The following is a 16,238-nucleotide window of genomic DNA, read 5'->3' as shown; positions in this document are numbered from 1 at the left end:
GTGGTGACGCGGGGCGGGCGCCCGACGCCCGCCCCGCGCCTCACGCCGCGGCCAGCCCCGCCGCCCGACGCGCACACCCCCAGGCCACGGTGACGCCCGCGCCGCCGTGGCCGTAGTTGTGCACCAGCACCCGCCCGTCGGGCAGCCGGGTGCGCTCCAGCCGGACCGCGTCCCGCGCGGGCCGCAGCCCCACCCGGTGCTCCAGCACACGGGCATCGGCGATCTCCGGGCGCAGCGCCACGCACCGCCGTACGATCGCCTCGGCCGTCGCCGGGTCCGGCCGGTCGGACCACACGTCCTCCTCGGCCGTGCCGCCCAGCAGCAGCCGCCCCGGCTGCGGGAAGAAGTACGCCATCGACCCGTCCGCGCCCTCGGTCACCATCCAGGTGCGGATCCCCGGGTTCTCCACGACCACCAGCTGACCGCGCACCGGCCGCACCGACGGGTCCGGCACCAGCTCCCGCGCCGCCAGCCCCGTGCAGTTGACCACCACCGGCGCGTCGGCCTCCGCGAGATCCGCCACCGCACGCGTCTCCACCGTGCCGCCCGCCGCCGTCAACCGGTCGCGCAGATACGGCAGATGGGCCGGCATGTCGATCAGCGGCAGTCGAGCCCACAGCCCCCGGCCGCCCGGGTACTCGGCCTCCGTCGCCGGACGCAGCCCCGGCAGCCGCGCGGCGGCCCACCCGCCGACCTCGTCCATCGGCGTCTCGCCCAGTACCCCCTCGACCATCCGTACGCCCGTGGCCTCCGGCCGCAGCGCCAGCTCCTCGTAGACACCGAGCGATTCCAGCGCCCACGCCCGCGCCGCCTCCGGGGGATCGATGCGGTACGGCCACCACAGGGCGCCCGCGACCGCCGAGGTGGTCGCCCCGACCGGGTCCCGCGTCCACAGCCGCACCCGTACTCCCCGCTCGGCGAGGACCACCGCCGTGGTCAGCCCGGTCACCCCGCCGCCCACCACCACGACACCGTCGTCCGTCTCGCTTCCCATCCGGCGGACGGTAGCGGATGTCCGCGCGGGTGCTCGTGACCGGCCCCGGGTGGGAATACTCACGGCATGTCTGCCGAGTACGCGACCTTCGGCCTGGCGCCGGCGACCCGCCCCGGGGGGCTCCTCGCCGGCGGTGACTTCCAAGTGCACCGCGACTTCGTCGACTTCGTCGTCGACGGACGCCCTCTCCTGCACCGCCTGTCCGACCTGGACGCCGTCTCCCCGCTCGCCTCCGACGTGCCGCCGTCCCTCTTCACCGCCCAGGTCCGCAGCCTGCTGCTGGAGACCGGCGCGCCCCTGCCCGACGGCCGGTACGTCGTCTACGGCTGCCCCGAGTGCGAAGAGCTCGCCTGCGGCGCCGTGACCGCCGTCATCGAGCGGGACGGCGAGGACGTCATCTGGCGGGACTTCGCCTGGCAGACCGGTGACCGGGCCGACCTGGAGCGCGACGGCTACCACGGGGTGGGCCCGTTCCGTTTCCGTGGCGACGTGTACCGCGCGGCACTGACCGCCCTCCTGGACGGCGACCTCCCCGGCAGCCGCCGCCGCGTCCTGCTCATCGGCGCCCACGCGGCCCTCCTCGCCCGGCCGGCCGCCGCCCTGCGCACCATCGGCATCGGCGCCGACATCACCCATAGCGCCGACGGGGTCACCGCCGACGAGCTCCGCTCCTACGGCGCCGTGTTGTTCGGCCGCTCGGTCCCCGCGCGGGAACGCGACGTCGTGCGCCGGGCGCTGGCCGGCGCGGGGGCGGACGTCCCTTGCGTCGACGCGCTCGCGCCCGTCGTCCCGCTGCTGGTCGCGCAGGCCGAACAGGCCTTGGAGACGGGCCGGGACGGCCACCGGCGGCTGACGGACCTGACCGTGGCCGGCGGCGCCGCCGAGTTCGAGGTGGTCTCCGCCTGCCGCGTCCGCCTCACCGCGCACCGTGTCGACCGCCTCTCCCGTGCCCGCAGCCGGGACCTCTTCGACGCGGTCCTCGAACCCGGCCGGCACCGCGTCCCGCTGGACCCGCCGGCGGTCAGGGGCGAGGCGTACCTGGTGGCCCGTACCGCCGGAACGGTGCTGGTCACCGCCGTCCGCCCCTGACCGGCCCGGAGCCTTCGCGCCGGCGCCGAGGCTCTAGGATCGGCGGTCTGATGACTGCCACCCTCGTCGCCAAGAACCTCGCCGCCGGACACGGCGACCGCTCCCTCTTCGCCGGGCTCGACCTCGTCGTCGCGCCCGGCGACGTCATCGGCCTGGTCGGGGCCAACGGTGCCGGCAAGTCCACGCTGCTGCGCCTGCTCGCCGGGCTCGCCGCGCCCGAGGAGGGCGAGCTGCGTCTCTCCCCGCCCACCGCCACCGTGGGGCACCTCCCGCAGGAGCCGGAGCGGCGCCCCGGTGAGACCGTGCGCGCCTTCCTGGCCCGCCGCACCGGCGTCGCCGAGGCCCAGCACGCCATGGACGAAGCGACCCAGGGCCTGGTCGACGGCGCCCCCGGCGCGGACGACGCCTACGCCACCGCCCTGGAACGGTGGCTCGCCCTCGGCGGCGCCGACCTCGACGAGCGCGTCGAGGAGGTCACCGCCACGCTCGGCCTGGACGTCGGCCTCGACCAGCGGACGACCGCCCTCTCCGGCGGCCAGGCGGCCCGCGCCGGACTCGCCTCGCTGCTGCTGTCCCGCTACGACGTCTTCCTGCTCGACGAGCCGACCAACGACCTCGACCTGGACGGCCTGGAGCGCCTGGAGCGGTTCGTGAGCGGCCTGCGCGCCGGCACGGTCGTCGTCAGCCACGACCGCGAGTTCCTCTCCCGCACGGTCACCAAGGTCCTCGAACTGGACCTGGCGCAGCGGCAGATCAACCTCTACGGCGGCGGCTACGACGCCTACCTGGAGGAACGCGAGGTGGCCCGCCGTCACGCCCGCGACGAGTACGAGGAGTTTGCCGACAAGCGCGCCGCCCTCCAGGACCGGGCCCGGATGCAGCGCGCCTGGATGGACAAGGGCGTGAAGAACGCCCGCCGCAAGGCCGGGAACGACAACGACAAGATCGGCCGCAAGTTCCGCAGCGAGGCCAGTGAGAAGCAGGCCGCCAAGGCCCGGCAGACCCAGCGCATGATCGAGCGCCTGGAGGTCGTCGAGGAGCCGCGCAAGGAGTGGGAGCTGCGCATGGAGATCGCGGCGGCCCCGCGCTCCGGCGCCGTGGTCGCGAACCTGCGGGACGCCGTCGTCCGCCGGGGCGGCTTCACGCTCGGCCCGGTGACCCTGCAGATCGACTGGGCCGACCGGGTCGCGGTGACCGGCGCGAACGGCGCGGGCAAGTCCACGCTGCTCGGCGCCCTGCTGGGCCGCGTGCCGCTCGACGCGGGCCACGCCGCCCTGGGCTCGGGCGTGCTGCTGGGGGAGGTCGACCAGGCCCGCGCGCTGTTCCACGGCCCCCGGACCCTGCTGGACGCCTTCCGCCCCTCGGTCCCGGAGCTTGAGCCGGCCGACATCCGCACGCTCCTCGCCAAGTTCGGCCTGAAGGGGGAGCACGTGCTGCGTCCCGCGGCGACCCTGTCACCGGGCGAGCGCACCCGCGCCGCCCTCGCACTGCTGCAGGGCCGGGGCGTCAACCTCCTCGTGCTGGACGAGCCGACCAACCACCTCGACCTGCCCGCCATCGAGCAGCTGGAGTCCGCCCTCGACGCCTACGAGGGCACGCTGCTGCTGGTCACCCACGACCGGCGGATGCTGGACGCGGTCCATGTGACCCGCCGTCTGCACGTCACCGACGGCGCCGTGACCGAGCTCTGAGCCGGTCCCGGGCCCGCGCACGGGGCCCGGGACCACGCTCCACCGCTCAGCGGCGGCCGCTCTTCGGGTCCAGCAGACCCGCGCGGCGCAGGGCGTCGGCCATCGCGCTGTTGGCCGGGGCGGGCGCCTGCCGGGCACCGCCGCGGCCGTCCTGGCGCTGCCGGCCGCCCTGGCGCTGCTGCGGAGGACGCCCGCCGCGCTGCCGGCGCTCACCGTCCTCCTGCCCGCTGCGCGGGGCGGCCTCGTCGTCCAGACGCAGCGTCAGCGAGATCCGCTTGCGCGGGATGTCGACGTCGAGCACCTTGACCTGGACGATGTCGCCCGGCTTCACCACGTCCCGCGGGTCCTTGACGAACGTCTTCGACATCGCGGAGACGTGCACCAGGCCGTCCTGGTGGACGCCGACGTCGACGAACGCGCCGAAAGCGGCCACGTTCGTCACCACGCCTTCCAGGATCATCCCGGAGGACAGGTCGGAGATCTTCTCCACACCCTCCTTGAAGGCAGCGGTCCTGAACGCCGGACGCGGGTCACGTCCGGGCTTCTCCAGCTCCTTGAGGATGTCGGACACGGTGGGCAGACCGAAGGTGTCGTCCACGAAGTCCTGCGGGCGCAGCGAGCGCAGCACCGCCGTGTTGCCGACGAGCGAGGCCACCTCCTGCCCGGTGGTCTTCACCATCCGCCGCACCACCGGGTACGCCTCGGGGTGCACGCTGGACGCGTCCAGCGGGTCGTCGCCGCCGCGGATCCGCAGGAAGCCCGCGCACTGCTCGTACGCCTTCGGGCCCAGCCGGGCCACCTTCTTCAGCTCGGATCGGGACCTGAAGGGGCCGTTGGAGTCGCGGTGCGCCACGATGTTCTCGGCGAGACCGGAGGAGATGCCGGACACCCGGGCGAGGAGCGGGGCGGACGCGGTGTTGACGTCCACGCCCACGCCGTTCACACAGTCCTCCACCACCGCGTCCAGCGAACGCGACAGCTTCACCTCGGACAGGTCGTGCTGGTACTGGCCGACGCCGATCGACTTCGGGTCGATCTTCACCAGCTCGGCCAGCGGGTCCTGCAGGCGCCGCGCGATGGACACCGCGCCGCGCAGCGACACGTCCATGTCCGGCAGCTCCTGGGAGGCGAACGCGGACGCCGAGTACACGGAGGCGCCCGCCTCGGACACCATCACCTTCGTCAGCTTCAGCTCAGGGTGCTTGGCGATGAGTTCGCCGGCGAGCTTGTCGGTCTCGCGCGACGCCGTGCCGTTGCCGATGGCGATCAGCTCGACCGCGTGCTCCTTCGCGAGCCGGGCCAGCTTGGCGATCGCCTCGTCCCAGCGGTTCGCCGGGACGTGCGGGTGGATCACGTCCGTGGCGACGACCTTGCCGGTCGCGTCGACCACGGCGACCTTCACACCCGTGCGGAAACCGGGGTCCAGGCCGAGCGTCGCGCGCGTCCCGGCCGGGGCGGCCAGCAGCAGGTCGCGCAGGTTGGCGGCGAAGACCCGCACCGCCTCGTCCTCGGCGGCGGTGCGCAGCCGCAGACGGAGGTCGATGCCCAGGTGCACCAGGATGCGCGTGCGCCAGGCCCAGCGGACCGTGTCCAGCAGCCACTTGTCACCCGGACGGCCCCGGTCCGCGATCCCGAACTTGTGGGCGACGATGCCCTCGTACGAGGAGGGGCCGTCGGTGGGCTCCTCCGGCTCCAGGACGAGGTCGAGGACCTCCTCCTTCTCGCCGCGCAGCATCGCCAGCACCCGGTGCGAGGGCAGCTCCGTGAACGGCTCGGAGAAGTCGAAGTAGTCGGCGAACTTGGCGCCCGCCTCCTCCTTGCCCTCCCGTACCTTCGCCGCCAGCCGCCCGCGCACCCACATGCGCTCGCGCAGCTCGCCGATCAGGTCGGCGTCCTCGGAGAAACGCTCGGTGAGGATGGCGCGGGCGCCGTCCAGCGCGGCCTGCGGGTCCGCGACGCCCTTCTCCGGGTCCACGAACGCGGCGGCCGCGGCGAGGGGCTCGACTCCGGGATCGGCGAGCAGCCCCTCCGCCAGCGGCTCCAGCCCCGCCTCGCGGGCGATCTGCGCCTTGGTGCGCCGCTTGGGCTTGAACGGCAGGTAGATGTCCTCCAGGCGCGCCTTGGTCTCCGCGCCCCGGATGCGGGCCTCGAGCTCCTCGGTGAGCTTGCCCTGCTCACGCACCGAGTCGAGGATCGCCGTGCGGCGCTCCTCGAGCTCCCGCAGATAGCGCAGCCGCTCCTCGATCGTGCGCAGCTGCGCATCGTCGAGCATCTCGGTCGCTTCCTTGCGGTAGCGGGCGATGAAGGGCACCGTCGAACCGCCGTCGAGCAGTTCCACAGCGGCCCTGACCTGCCGCTCCCGTACGCCGAGTTCCTCGGCGATCCTGCCTTCGATGGACCCTGCGAGGGGTGTCGTCACGTTCCCGTACCGCCTTCTCCACTGAGGTTGCGCGGCAATTGTGGCAGGTGACGACGACAATCGGGGATCAGGGCGGCGACGCGCCCCGGGACCCCCCGGGCGGACTCAGGCGCGCCGCCCGCGCGCGGTGGAGGACGCGCCGCCGAACAGCCGGGCGAGCGCCCGGAACGGCAGGGTCACGACGGTGGCGACGGCGCCGCCGATCTGGCGCAGGACGTCTGCGATGGCACGGAACACGTGGCTACCCCTTTCGTCGTCCGGCCCGTACGGCCGGACTCCCTTCGGGTACCTCTTCCACGCTTCAACATGCACGCGATGAGGACGCGCCCTCACGGGCGGACAGGCTCCAGGTGAAGCGCGGGGCCCTGCGCTCCAGGAACGCCGTCACCCCCTCCCCGGTGTCGTCGCTCGCGGCGGCCGTCGTGTGCCAGTGGTCGTCGCGGTCGGTGCGGCCGTCGGCGAACTCCTTCGCCGCCGCCTGCGTCAGCAGCGACCGGGACGCCAGGATCCCGGTGAACTCCGTGACCCGCGCGTCCAGCGCGCCCGCGGGCAGCACCTCGTCCACCAGCCCCGTGCGCAGCGCCCGTTCCGTGTCGATCAGCTCGCCCGAGAAGAGGAGGTACTTGGCGGTCGCGGGGCCCACCAGCGACACCAGCCGCCGGGTCGCGGAGGACGGGTAGACGATGCCGAGCTTCGCCGGGGTCACCCCGAACCGCGCACCCTCCTCGGCGAACCGCAGGTCGCAGGCGGCCGCGAGCTGCGCCCCGCCGCCCACGCAGTGGCCGCGCACGGCGGCCAGGGTCGGCTTGGGGAAGGCGGCGAGCGCCTCCTCGGCGGCCACGGCCAGCCGCTGCGCCTCCAGCGGCGAGCCCTGGAGCGTGGAGATGTCCGCCCCTGCGCAGAAGGTGCCGCCGTCGCCGGTGAGCACCAGCGCCCGCACGGCGGAGTCGTCCGCCAGCGCGCCGAGCAGCGGAGGCAGGGCGGCCCACATCGCGGCGGTCATCGCGTTCCGCTTCGCGGGATGACGGATGACGACCGTGGCGACCGAGTCGGTCACGCTGTGCAGCAGCTGCGGCTCCTCCATGCGTCGGATGCTATCCGTCCCGGTCACGGCCCCAGGCGGCGGGCCGGGCCCCGGCGTTACGACCGCCGAGGGCGGGGGACACGGAGGAGCGGGAGCGTCGGGAAGGGGGGCGGAACCCGGGAGGCAGCCATGGCCAGGTCCACCGGAGCGGCAGGCCCGCGGGGCGGCACGGCGAAGCTGAACCGCAGTTTCGGCATTCTCGCCCTGCTCGGGGTGATCCTCGTCGTCGCCGGGCTGATCGGCCTGATCTACACGGCCGCCGCCACGCTCACCACGATGCTGCTCTTCGGCTGGCTGCTGCTGGTCGGCGGGATCGTCGGGCTGCTGCACGCGGTGCAGGCGCGGCAGACGAACTTCTTCTGGCTGGGCGTGGTCGTCGCCGCCCTGAACATCGCGGCCGGCGTGGTCATCATCAAAACCCCGGAGGCCGCGGCGGAGGCGCTGACCATGTTCGCCGCGCTGCTGTTCCTGACGGGCGGGCTGTTCCGGCTGGTCGGCAGCCTGGTGGTGCGCGGCCCGCAGGTCGGCTGGACGCTGGTGCAGGGCGCCTTCGGACTGCTCCTCGGCATCCTCGTGCTGGCCACCTGGCCGAGCAGCAGCCAGTACGTCATCGGCACGTTCTTCTCGCTCTCCCTGCTGTTCGACGGGCTGGGACTGATCGCCACCGGCTACGGTGGCCGACGCGTCGTGGGCATGGTCGCCGGAAAGTAGCGAGCGCCGGAGAACGGAGAGGGGACAGAGCACCGGAACGGCACAGACCGGGCCTGAACGGTCCCGCGCACGCCCGACCCGGGCACGAACGGTCGGAAACGCTCGATATCCGCTGACTTGTGTTCAGTGCGGAAGGGTGAAGGCGATCGGTCCCAACACTCGACGTGTGGTGACAATCGAGCGTGAGGGTGGCGACCCACTGCCGTACGAAGGTGTCTGGCGGTTCACCGCCCCTGCCGTGGACGCCTCGGTGCCACAGGCCCGGCACGCCGTGCGGGACCTGCTGCTGCGGCAGGGGGTGCCGGTCGCGGACGACGTGGTGCAGGGGCTGCTGCTGATCGTCTCCGAGCTGGTCACCAACGCGGTCAAACACGCGGCGCTGCTGTCCCCCGTGCTCGCCGTCGAGGTCGCGGTGGGCGCGGAGTGGATCCGGGTGTCCGTGGAGGACAACCACCCCTACCGCCCCACCGCCCTGGAGAACGACTACGGCCGCACCGGCGGCCGGGGACTGCTCCTGGTACGCGAGATCACGCGCGAGGCCGGAGGGGCCTGCGAGGTGGAGCACACCTCCACCGGCGGCAAGGTGATCTGGGCCGCCCTGCCGCTCAAACCCGCGCGGACCTGCTGACCGCGCCGTACCGCGCCCCGCCCCTGACGGGACAGGACGCCGTACGGCACCGCCGTCACCACCCGGCCGACGGGCCCGTCAGCTCCCGTACGGCGGGCCGCGCCGCGTCCAGCACGGTCATGAACCACGCCGAGAAGGTGTCCTTCGCGTGCCGCTCCGCCAGGTCCTCCGGCGTCACGAACGCCGTGGCGGCGACCTCGTTCCCGTCGGGCCGCACCGGCGACTGCACCATGCCGACGAAGAGGTGGTTGTACTCCTGCTCCACCAGGCCCGAGGCCGGGTCCGGGTGGTTGTAGCGGACCGTGCCCGCCTCCGCCATCAGCGACGGCGACACCCCCAGCTCCTCGTACGTGCGCCGGGCCGCGGCCGCGAACGGCGCCTCGCCCGGGTACGGGTGGCCACAGCAGGTGTTCGACCACACCCCGGGAGAGTGGTACTTGCCGAGCGCCCGCTGCTGGAGCAGCAGCCGGCCGCGCTCGTCGAACAGGAACACGGAGAAGGCCCGGTGCAGCTTCCCCGGCGGCTGATGGGCGGAGAGCTTCTCCGCGGTGCCGACCGTCACGCCGTCCTCGTCGACCAGTTCCAGCAAAATCGGCTCGGCGGTGCCGCTCGACGGGCTGTTCGTCGCGGTGGCAGGTGTGATCGGCATACCCATCCTTCACTCGGTGTTCGCGCCCCAGTCTGCCGCACGAATCCGGCACTCCCGGCACTCCGGTCCTCTCCCGCATGTCCCGCCGCCGGCGCGAAGAGCGGTCGTGGCGGCAGCCGGACGGCACCGGACCCGCGCTGATCGTGCCCGTGACGGGCGCCGGAAACGCGCGGGTACCGCACCCGTCGCAAGCGGAAGACGCCGTCACCGGGGCGGAAGGCTGCGTTCCCCGGCGCGTCGGCGCACCTGGGGGCGTGCGCGTGACCGCACGCGACACCTGCCTGCCGAGTGACACCGATGAATTCGGAGACGCGGGCGTGTCAGTGACACAGCCGCGTCAGTGACACAGCCGCGCCTCGTGCTCCGCGTGCCCGCCGGGCTCCAGCTGGAAGGTGCAGTGCTGCACGTCGAAGTGGTCGCCCAGGCAGTCCTGCAGCTCGTGCAGCATCTTCTCGTGCCCGATCGCGTTCAGCGTGTCCACGCTGACCACCACATGCGCGGAGAGCACCGGCATCCCCGAGGTGATCGTCCAGGCGTGCAGGTCGTGCACGTCCTCCACCCCCGGCGTGTTCAGGATGTGCGCCCGCACCTCGGCCATGTCCACGCCCTTGGGCGCCGCCTCCAGCAGCACGTCGAGCGTCTCGCGCAGCAGCCTCAGCGTGCGCGGCACGATCATCAGCGCGATGACCAGGGAGGCGATCGGGTCGGCGGCCGTCCAGCCGGTGGTGACGATCACCAGCGCGGCCACGATCACCGTGACCGAGCCGAGCGCGTCCGCCGCCACCTCCAGGAAGGCGCCGCGCACGTTCAGGCTCTCCTTCTGCCCGCGCATCAGCAGCGACAGCGACACCAGGTTGGCGGCGAGGCCGACGGCGCCGAACACCATCGCCAGACCGCCTTCGGTGGCCGCCGGCGTGACGAACCGCTGGACCGCCTCGTACAGCACGTAGCCGCCGACGCCGAGCAGCAGCAGACAGTTGGCCAGCGCCGCCAGGATCTCCGCGCGGGCCAGCCCGAAGGTGCGCCGCTCGCTCGGCGGTCGGCCCGCGAAGTGGATGGCGAGCAGGGCCATGCCCAGCCCCAGGGCGTCGGTCGCCATGTGGGCGGCGTCCGCGACCAGGGCGAGCGAGTCGGCCAGTATGCCGCCGACGATCTGCACGACCATCACGAAGACCGTGATCGCCAGCGCGATCCGCAGCCTCCCACGGTAGGCCGCGCTGACCGTGCCGCCCGACGGCGCCCCGTGCGCATGCCCGTGATCGTGGCCTGCCCCCATGCCCGCCGCCGCCCTTCCGTCGCGCCTGCCGCTGCCCTTCCGCAGCACAGTGAACTACGGGGCAGGGGTATCCGGCAACGCGGCACTGAACACCGTTGTCATGTGCCCTGACCTGCGGAAACGATCCGCAGGTCAGGTGCGCGGGGAGCCCTGGAGGAGCTGCCAGCCCTGCCAGGCGGACTCGACCATCTCGCGCACCGAACGGCGCGCCGTCCAGCCCAGACGCTCGCTCGCGAGGGCGGCCGAGGCCACCGCGCGGGGCGGGTCGCCGGGACGCCTCGCCTCGACCACGGGGGTGCGGGTGTCGCCCGTGACCTCCCCGATGACCGTGATCAGCTCCCGGACGGAGACGCCCTCGCCGCGTCCGACGTTCAGCGTCAGATCGCCCTGGACACCGCCCTCGGACAGCGCGCGCACCGCCGCGAGGTGCGCCTCCGCGAGATCGGCCACGTGGATGTAGTCCCGGACGCAGGTGCCGTCCGGGGTGGGGTAGTCGTCGCCGAAGATGCGCGGGGCCTCGCCGCGGGTGAGCCGGTCGAAGACCATCGGCACGATGTTGAAGACGCCGGTGTCGGCCAGCTCCGGCACCGCCGTACCCGCGACGTTGAAGTAGCGCAGGCACACCGTGTCGATGCCGTGCGCCCGGCCCGCCGCCCGCACCAGCCACTCCCCGGCGAGCTTGGTCTCGCCGTAGGGGTTCACCGGGGCGCAGGGGGTGTCCTCCGTGATGAGGTCCACGTGCGGGTCGCCGTAGACGGCCGCGGACGAGGAGAAGACGAAGCGCCGGACGCCCGCCTCCGCGACGGCGTCCAGCAGGGTCGCCAGACCGCCCAGGTTCTCCCGGTAGTAGCGGGTGGGCTGGGCCACCGACTCGCCGGGCTGCTTGCGCGCGGCGAGGTGCAGCACCCCGGTCGCGCCGTGCTCGGCGAGCACCTTCGTCAGCAGGTCGCCGTCCAGCGCCGAGCCCCGGACCAGCGGGACGCCCTCGGGCAGCCGCGCCGGGACCCCGGCGGAGAGGTCGTCCAGCACGACGACACGCTCCCCGGCGTCCGTCATGGCCCGCACCACATGGGCCCCGATGTATCCGGCTCCGCCGGTGATCAGCCACGTCATGGTGGTCCACCCTAAGGCGAGCCACCGGCGCGGTTTGTGAGCCGGGGCCGGTATCCCCGATGATGAGCGCGGCACAGGAGCGGGCGAACCGCGTCGGTCCGGCCGTCGAACGGGCGGTGAACTCGGGCTTCCGCGTATCCGATAGCCTCTGCCGACATGCCGCCCGCAGGGCCTCCGTCCGGGCGCATCACCGTGTACATGACCGGCGTGGACGCGTCGCCCCCAGGGAGTGAGATTTCGGTTGCCGACCGCCATCGTCACCGGCCCCCCGGTCCCCGGCTCGACACTCGAGAGCGACCTGCGCTCCCTCGGCTTCGACGTGCGGGCCGCCGCCGGCGCGGCGGAGGCCGAGAGGCTGCTCGCCGGGGTCCCCGGGGAGGAGCGCGTCGCCCTGGTCGACACCCGCTTCGTCGGACACGTGCACGCCCTGCGGCTCGGTCTGACCGACCCCCGCTTCCCGCTCTCCGCGATCCCCGGCGCCGTCACCGCCCAGCGGTCCGGCCGCCAGGCCCTGACCCGCGCGACGGCCCGCGAGAACTCCGCGACCCGGCAGGGCGCCGGCAACGGCACCCTCGTGGAGGGCCTCCCGGACCGGATCGCCGCCGCCCTCGACACCGACGTGCACCGCCCCGAGCTCGGCAGCCTGGTCGCCGCCGTGCCCGCCGACCCGCAGGCCCGCAACGAGGCCCGGCAGGCCGTCGCCGCCGTGGACGAGGAGGCCGTACGCCTCAGGTCCGCCGTCAAGGCCCGCGACGGCTTCTTCACCACCTTCTGCGTCAGCCCCTACTCGCGCCACCTCGCGCGCTGGTGCGCCCGCCGCGGACTGACCCCGAACCAGGTCACCACCGCCTCCCTGCTCACCGCGCTGATCGCGGCCGGCTGCGCCGCCACCGGCACCCGGGCGGGATTCGCCGCCGCAGGCGTGCTGCTCCTCGGCTCGTTCGTCCTTGACTGTGCCGACGGCCAGCTCGCCCGCTACTCGCTGCAGTACTCCACGCTCGGCGCCTGGCTCGACGCCACGTTCGACCGGGCCAAGGAGTACGCCTTCTACGCCGGCCTCGCCCTCGGCGCGGCCCGTACCGGCGACGACGTCTGGGCCCTGGCGCTCGGCGCCATAATCCTCCAGTCCTGCCGGCACGTGGTCGACTTCTCCTTCGCCGAGGCACGGACCGGCGCCGCGGAAGGTCCCGCCGCCGCCCTGTCGGGCCGCCTGGACCGCGTCGGGTGGACGGTCTGGGCACGCCGCGTCATCGTCCTGCCGATCGGCGAGCGCTGGGCGCTGATCGCCGTCCTCACCGCCGCCACCACCCCCCGCGTCACCTTCTGGGTGCTCCTCGCCGGCTGTGCCTTCGCCGCCGCGTACACCACGGCCGGACGCGTGCTGCGCTCCCTGCGCGGCGGCCGCGTGGAGGACAAGGCGGCCCAGGCCCTGGCCGACCTCGCCGACGGCGGACCGCTCTCCGAACCGCTGCACCGCTCCAGGGTCCGCGGCGGGGTCGTCGCCGCCGCGCTCGGCGCGGTGCTGGTGACGGGCTCCGCCCTCGTGTGGGGCGCCGGATGGCAGACCGTCCTGGCCGCCCTCGCCTACGTGATCTGCTCCGCCGCCGCCGTGGCCCGCCCCCTGACCGGCCGCCTCGACTGGCTCGTCCCCCCGCTGTTCCGCGCCGCCGAATACGGAACCGTCCTGGTCCTGGCGGCCGACGCGGGGGTGAACGGAGCCCTTCCCGCGGCCTACGGACTGGTGTCCGCGGTCGCCTACCATCACTACGACACGGTCTACCGCATCCGCGGCGACGCGGGCGCGCCCCCGCGTCCGCTGGTGCGGGCGATCGGGGGGCACGAAGGTCGCACGCTGACGGTCGCCGTCCTGGCGGCCGTGCTCACCGCGTCCGGATTCACCGTCGCGCTCACGGTCCTCGCCGTGGCCGTGGCTCTCGTGGTGCTCGCCGAGAGCATCCGCTTCTGGGCGGCCGCCCACCGGGGTGGCGCGCCCGCCGTACACGACGAAGGAGAACCCGCATGATCGGCCTCGTGCTGGCGGCCGGCGCCGGCCGGCGTCTGCGCCCCTACACCGACACGCTGCCCAAGGCGCTGGTGCCGGTGGGGCCCGCGGGCATAGAAGGGGAACCCACGGTCCTGGACCTGACGCTCGGCAACTTCGCGGAGATCGGTCTGACCGAGGTCGGTGTCGTGGTCGGCTACCGCAAGGAGGCGGTGTACGAGCGGCAGGCGGCGCTGGAGGCGAAGTACGGGCTGAAGCTGACGCTCATCGACAACGACAAGGCGGAGGAGTGGAACAACGCCTACTCGCTGTGGTGCGCGCGGGACGCCCTGAAGGACGGTGTGATCCTCGCCAACGGCGACACGGTGCACCCGGTGTCGGTGGAGCGGACGCTGCTGGACGCGCGGGGTGACGGCAAGCAGATCATCCTGGCGCTGGACACGGTGAAGAAGCTCGCCGACGAGGAGATGAAGGTCGTCGTCGACCCCGGGAAGGGGGTGCGGCGGATCACGAAGCTGATGGACCCGGCCGAGGCGACCGGCGAGTACATCGGTGTGACGCTGATCGAGGGCGGGGCCGCGCAGGCGCTGGCGGACGCGCTGAAGGCGACGTTCGAGCGGGATCCGCAGCTGTACTACGAGGACGGTTACCAGGAGCTGGTGAACCGGGGCTTCCGGATCGACGTGGCGCCGATCGGCGACGTCCGGTGGGTCGAGATCGACAACCACGACGACCTCGCCCGCGGACGGGAGATCGCGTGCCAGTACTGACCCGGCTCATCCCCTCGCCGGTCGTCGTCGACATCCGCCCCGGCGCCCTCGACGACCTGGCCTGCGTCCTCGCCGACGAACGCATCTCGCAGTCCGGCCGGCTCGCCATCGCCGTCAGCGGCGGCTCCGGCGCCCGGCTGCGCGACCGCGTCGCGCCGTCGCTGCCCGGCGCCGACTGGTTCGAGGTCGGCGGCGGCACCATCGACGACGCGGTCCGGCTGGCGGGCGCCATCCAGGGCGGCCGCTACGACGCGGTCGTCGGCCTCGGCGGCGGGAAGATCATCGACTGTGCCAAGTTCGCCTCGGCGCGCGTCGGCCTGCCCCTGGTCGCGGTCGCCACCAACCTGGCGCACGACGGCCTGTGCTCCCCGGTCGCCACCCTCGACAACGACGCCGGCCGCGGCTCGTACGGCGTGCCGAACCCGATCGCCGTCGTGATCGACCTCAACGTCATCCGCGAGGCCCCGGTCCGGTTCGTCCGCTCCGGCATCGGCGACGTCGTCTCCAACATCTCCGCCGTCGCCGACTGGGAACTGTCCCACCGCGTCAACGGCGAGAAGGTCGACGGACTCGCCGCCGCCATGGCCCGCCAGGCCGGCGAGGCCGTGCTCCGGCACCCGGGCGGCGTCGGCGACGACGCCTTCCTCCAGGTGCTGGCCGAGGCGCTGGTCCTCACCGGCATCTCCATGTCCGTCTCGGGCGACTCCCGGCCCTCCTCCGGCGCCTGCCACGAGATCAACCACGCCTTCGACCTGCTCTACCCGCAGCGGGCCGCCGCCCACGGCGAGCAGTGCGGACTGGGCGCCGCCTTCGCGATGTACCTGCGCGGCGCGCACGAGGAGTCGGCGGCCATGGCCGAGGTGCTGCGCCGGCACGGGCTGCCGGTGCTCCCCGAGGAGATCGGGTTCTCCGTCGACGAGTTCGTCCGCGTCGTCGAGTACGCCCCCGAGACCCGCCCCGGCCGCTTCACCATCCTCGAACACCTCGCCCTGACCACCGAACAGATCAAGGACGTCTACGCCGACTATGTCAAGGCCATCGGTAGCTGAACTCCGTCCGGTCGTGCACCCCGCAGGGGTCAAGGACCGGCGCAGCGGTGAGCACTGGATGGGACGCCTCTACATGCGCGAGGTGTCCCTGCGGGTCGACCGCTACCTGGTGAACACCCGGGTCACCCCCAACCAGCTCACATATCTGATGACCCTCTGCGGTGTCCTCGCGGCCCCCGCCCTCCTGGTGCCCGGCATCACGGGGGCGGTCCTCGGGGTGGTCGCGGTCCAGCTGTACCTGCTGCTCGACTGCGTCGACGGCGAGATCGCCCGCTGGCGCAAGCAGTACTCCCTCGCCGGCGTCTACATGGACCGCGTCGGCGCCTACCTGACCGACGCCGCCGTGCTGGTCGGCCTCGGACTGCGCGCCGCCGACCTGTGGGGCACCGGCCGCATCGACTGGCTGTGGGCGTTCCTCGGCACCCTCGCCGCGCTGGGCGCGATACTCATCAAGGCGGAGACCGACCTGGTCGGTGTCGCCCGCCACCAGAACGGCATGCCCCCGGTGAAGGAGTCCGCGGCCGAGCCGCGCTCCTCCGGCATGGCGCTCGCCCGCCGGGCCGCCGCCGCCCTGAAGTTCCACCGGCTGATCCTGGGCATAGAGGCGTCCCTGCTGATCCTGCTCCTCGCGGTCCTCGACTCCGCCCGGGGCGACCTGTTCTTCACCCGCCTCGGCACCGCGGTGCTCGCCGGGATCGCCCTGCTGCAGACCCTGCTGCACCTCGTGTCCGTCCTCGTCTCGAGCAGGCTGAAGTGAGCGCGG

General features: G+C 73.4%; 15 protein-coding genes. 8 read left to right on the top strand and 7 right to left on the bottom strand.

The annotated features are described in order from the left end of the window. Positions 1-40 precede the first annotated feature (40 nt). The gene (locus ELQ39_RS04650) at positions 41-994 is read right to left on the bottom strand and encodes an FAD-dependent oxidoreductase (protein ID WP_242591094.1); all 954 of its coding nucleotides are present in this window, start codon (positions 992-994) and stop codon (positions 41-43) included. A gap of 66 nt (positions 995-1,060) precedes the next feature. On the opposite strand from ELQ39_RS04650, the gene ELQ39_RS04645 reads away from it, so the two are divergent. Together ELQ39_RS04645 and ELQ39_RS04640 are read left to right on the top strand one after the other, a co-directional pair. Then, positions 1,061-2,083, top strand: a complete 1,023-nt coding sequence (locus ELQ39_RS04645) for an oxidoreductase (protein ID WP_242591093.1) — start codon at positions 1,061-1,063, stop codon at positions 2,081-2,083. Between the two features lie 50 nt (positions 2,084-2,133). Next, positions 2,134-3,774, top strand: a complete 1,641-nt coding sequence (locus ELQ39_RS04640) for an ABC-F family ATP-binding cassette domain-containing protein (RefSeq protein WP_242591092.1) — start codon at positions 2,134-2,136, stop codon at positions 3,772-3,774. 46 nt (positions 3,775-3,820) lie between these two features. Here ELQ39_RS04640 and ELQ39_RS04635 read toward each other — a convergent pair whose 3' ends face one another. The 3 genes from ELQ39_RS04635 to ELQ39_RS04630 form a co-directional block, all read right to left on the bottom strand. Further along, positions 3,821-6,193, bottom strand: a complete 2,373-nt coding sequence (locus tag ELQ39_RS04635) for a Tex family protein (protein ID WP_242591091.1) — start codon at positions 6,191-6,193, stop codon at positions 3,821-3,823. Between the two features lie 105 nt (positions 6,194-6,298). Further along, complete coding sequence (locus ELQ39_RS32355; RefSeq protein ID WP_251100090.1) at positions 6,299-6,430, bottom strand: LPFR motif small protein; 132 nt, start codon at positions 6,428-6,430, stop codon at positions 6,299-6,301. A 64-nt stretch (positions 6,431-6,494) separates the two neighbouring features. Next, the gene (locus tag ELQ39_RS04630) at positions 6,495-7,277 is read right to left on the bottom strand and encodes an enoyl-CoA hydratase/isomerase family protein (protein WP_242591090.1); all 783 of its coding nucleotides are present in this window, start codon (positions 7,275-7,277) and stop codon (positions 6,495-6,497) included. A 129-nt stretch (positions 7,278-7,406) separates the two neighbouring features. Between ELQ39_RS04630 and ELQ39_RS04625 the strand changes: the two genes are divergently transcribed. After that, positions 7,407-7,988, top strand: coding sequence for an HdeD family acid-resistance protein (locus tag ELQ39_RS04625; RefSeq protein WP_242591089.1), 582 nt, complete (start codon positions 7,407-7,409; stop codon positions 7,986-7,988). 166 nt (positions 7,989-8,154) lie between these two features. Beyond that, a complete protein-coding gene (locus tag ELQ39_RS04620; protein ID WP_225640051.1) occupies positions 8,155-8,616 on the top strand; it encodes an ATP-binding protein in 462 nt (153 codons plus the stop codon). A 55-nt stretch (positions 8,617-8,671) separates the two neighbouring features. Here ELQ39_RS04620 and idi read toward each other — a convergent pair whose 3' ends face one another. The 3 genes from idi to galE form a co-directional block, all read right to left on the bottom strand. Beyond that, a complete protein-coding gene (idi, locus tag ELQ39_RS04615; protein ID WP_190005592.1) occupies positions 8,672-9,265 on the bottom strand; it encodes an isopentenyl-diphosphate Delta-isomerase in 594 nt (197 codons plus the stop codon). A gap of 337 nt (positions 9,266-9,602) precedes the next feature. After that, positions 9,603-10,541 carry a cation diffusion facilitator family transporter gene (locus ELQ39_RS04610; protein WP_190005593.1) on the bottom strand — a complete coding sequence of 313 codons (939 nt, stop codon included), beginning with the start codon at positions 10,539-10,541 and terminating at the stop codon, positions 9,603-9,605. A 132-nt stretch (positions 10,542-10,673) separates the two neighbouring features. Beyond that, positions 10,674-11,654, bottom strand: a complete 981-nt coding sequence (gene galE, locus ELQ39_RS04605; RefSeq protein ID WP_242591088.1) for a UDP-glucose 4-epimerase GalE — start codon at positions 11,652-11,654, stop codon at positions 10,674-10,676. 241 nt (positions 11,655-11,895) lie between these two features. Between galE and ELQ39_RS04600 the strand changes: the two genes are divergently transcribed. Genes ELQ39_RS04600 through ELQ39_RS04585 form a run of 4 tightly spaced genes read left to right on the top strand, consistent with a single transcriptional unit; the run spans position 11,896 to position 16,232 of the window. Then, a complete protein-coding gene (locus ELQ39_RS04600) occupies positions 11,896-13,677 on the top strand; it encodes a DUF5941 domain-containing protein (protein ID WP_242591087.1) in 1,782 nt (593 codons plus the stop codon). After that, entirely contained in the window at positions 13,674-14,426 is a 753-nt protein-coding gene (locus ELQ39_RS04595; RefSeq protein ID WP_190005596.1) for a phosphocholine cytidylyltransferase family protein, read from the top strand. The genes ELQ39_RS04600 and ELQ39_RS04595 overlap by 4 nt, the downstream gene beginning before the upstream one ends. Further along, positions 14,414-15,475 (top strand): iron-containing alcohol dehydrogenase family protein, encoded by a 1,062-nt coding sequence (locus tag ELQ39_RS04590; protein WP_190005597.1) that lies wholly within the window; start codon positions 14,414-14,416, stop codon positions 15,473-15,475. Before ELQ39_RS04595 ends, ELQ39_RS04590 begins: the two co-directional genes overlap by 13 nt. A gap of 13 nt (positions 15,476-15,488) precedes the next feature. Then, on the top strand, positions 15,489-16,232 hold the full coding sequence (locus tag ELQ39_RS04585) for a CDP-alcohol phosphatidyltransferase family protein (RefSeq protein WP_225628587.1): 744 nt from the start codon (positions 15,489-15,491) through the stop codon (positions 16,230-16,232). The last annotated feature ends 6 nt before the right edge of the window (positions 16,233-16,238 follow it).

Source organism: Streptomyces sp. GB4-14, assembly GCF_022696125.1.
Classification (GTDB): Bacteria; Actinomycetota; Actinomycetes; order Streptomycetales; family Streptomycetaceae; genus Streptomyces; species Streptomyces werraensis.
Note: the sequence above shows the minus strand (reverse complement) of the source record. Positions and strands in the feature narration are given on the sequence as shown.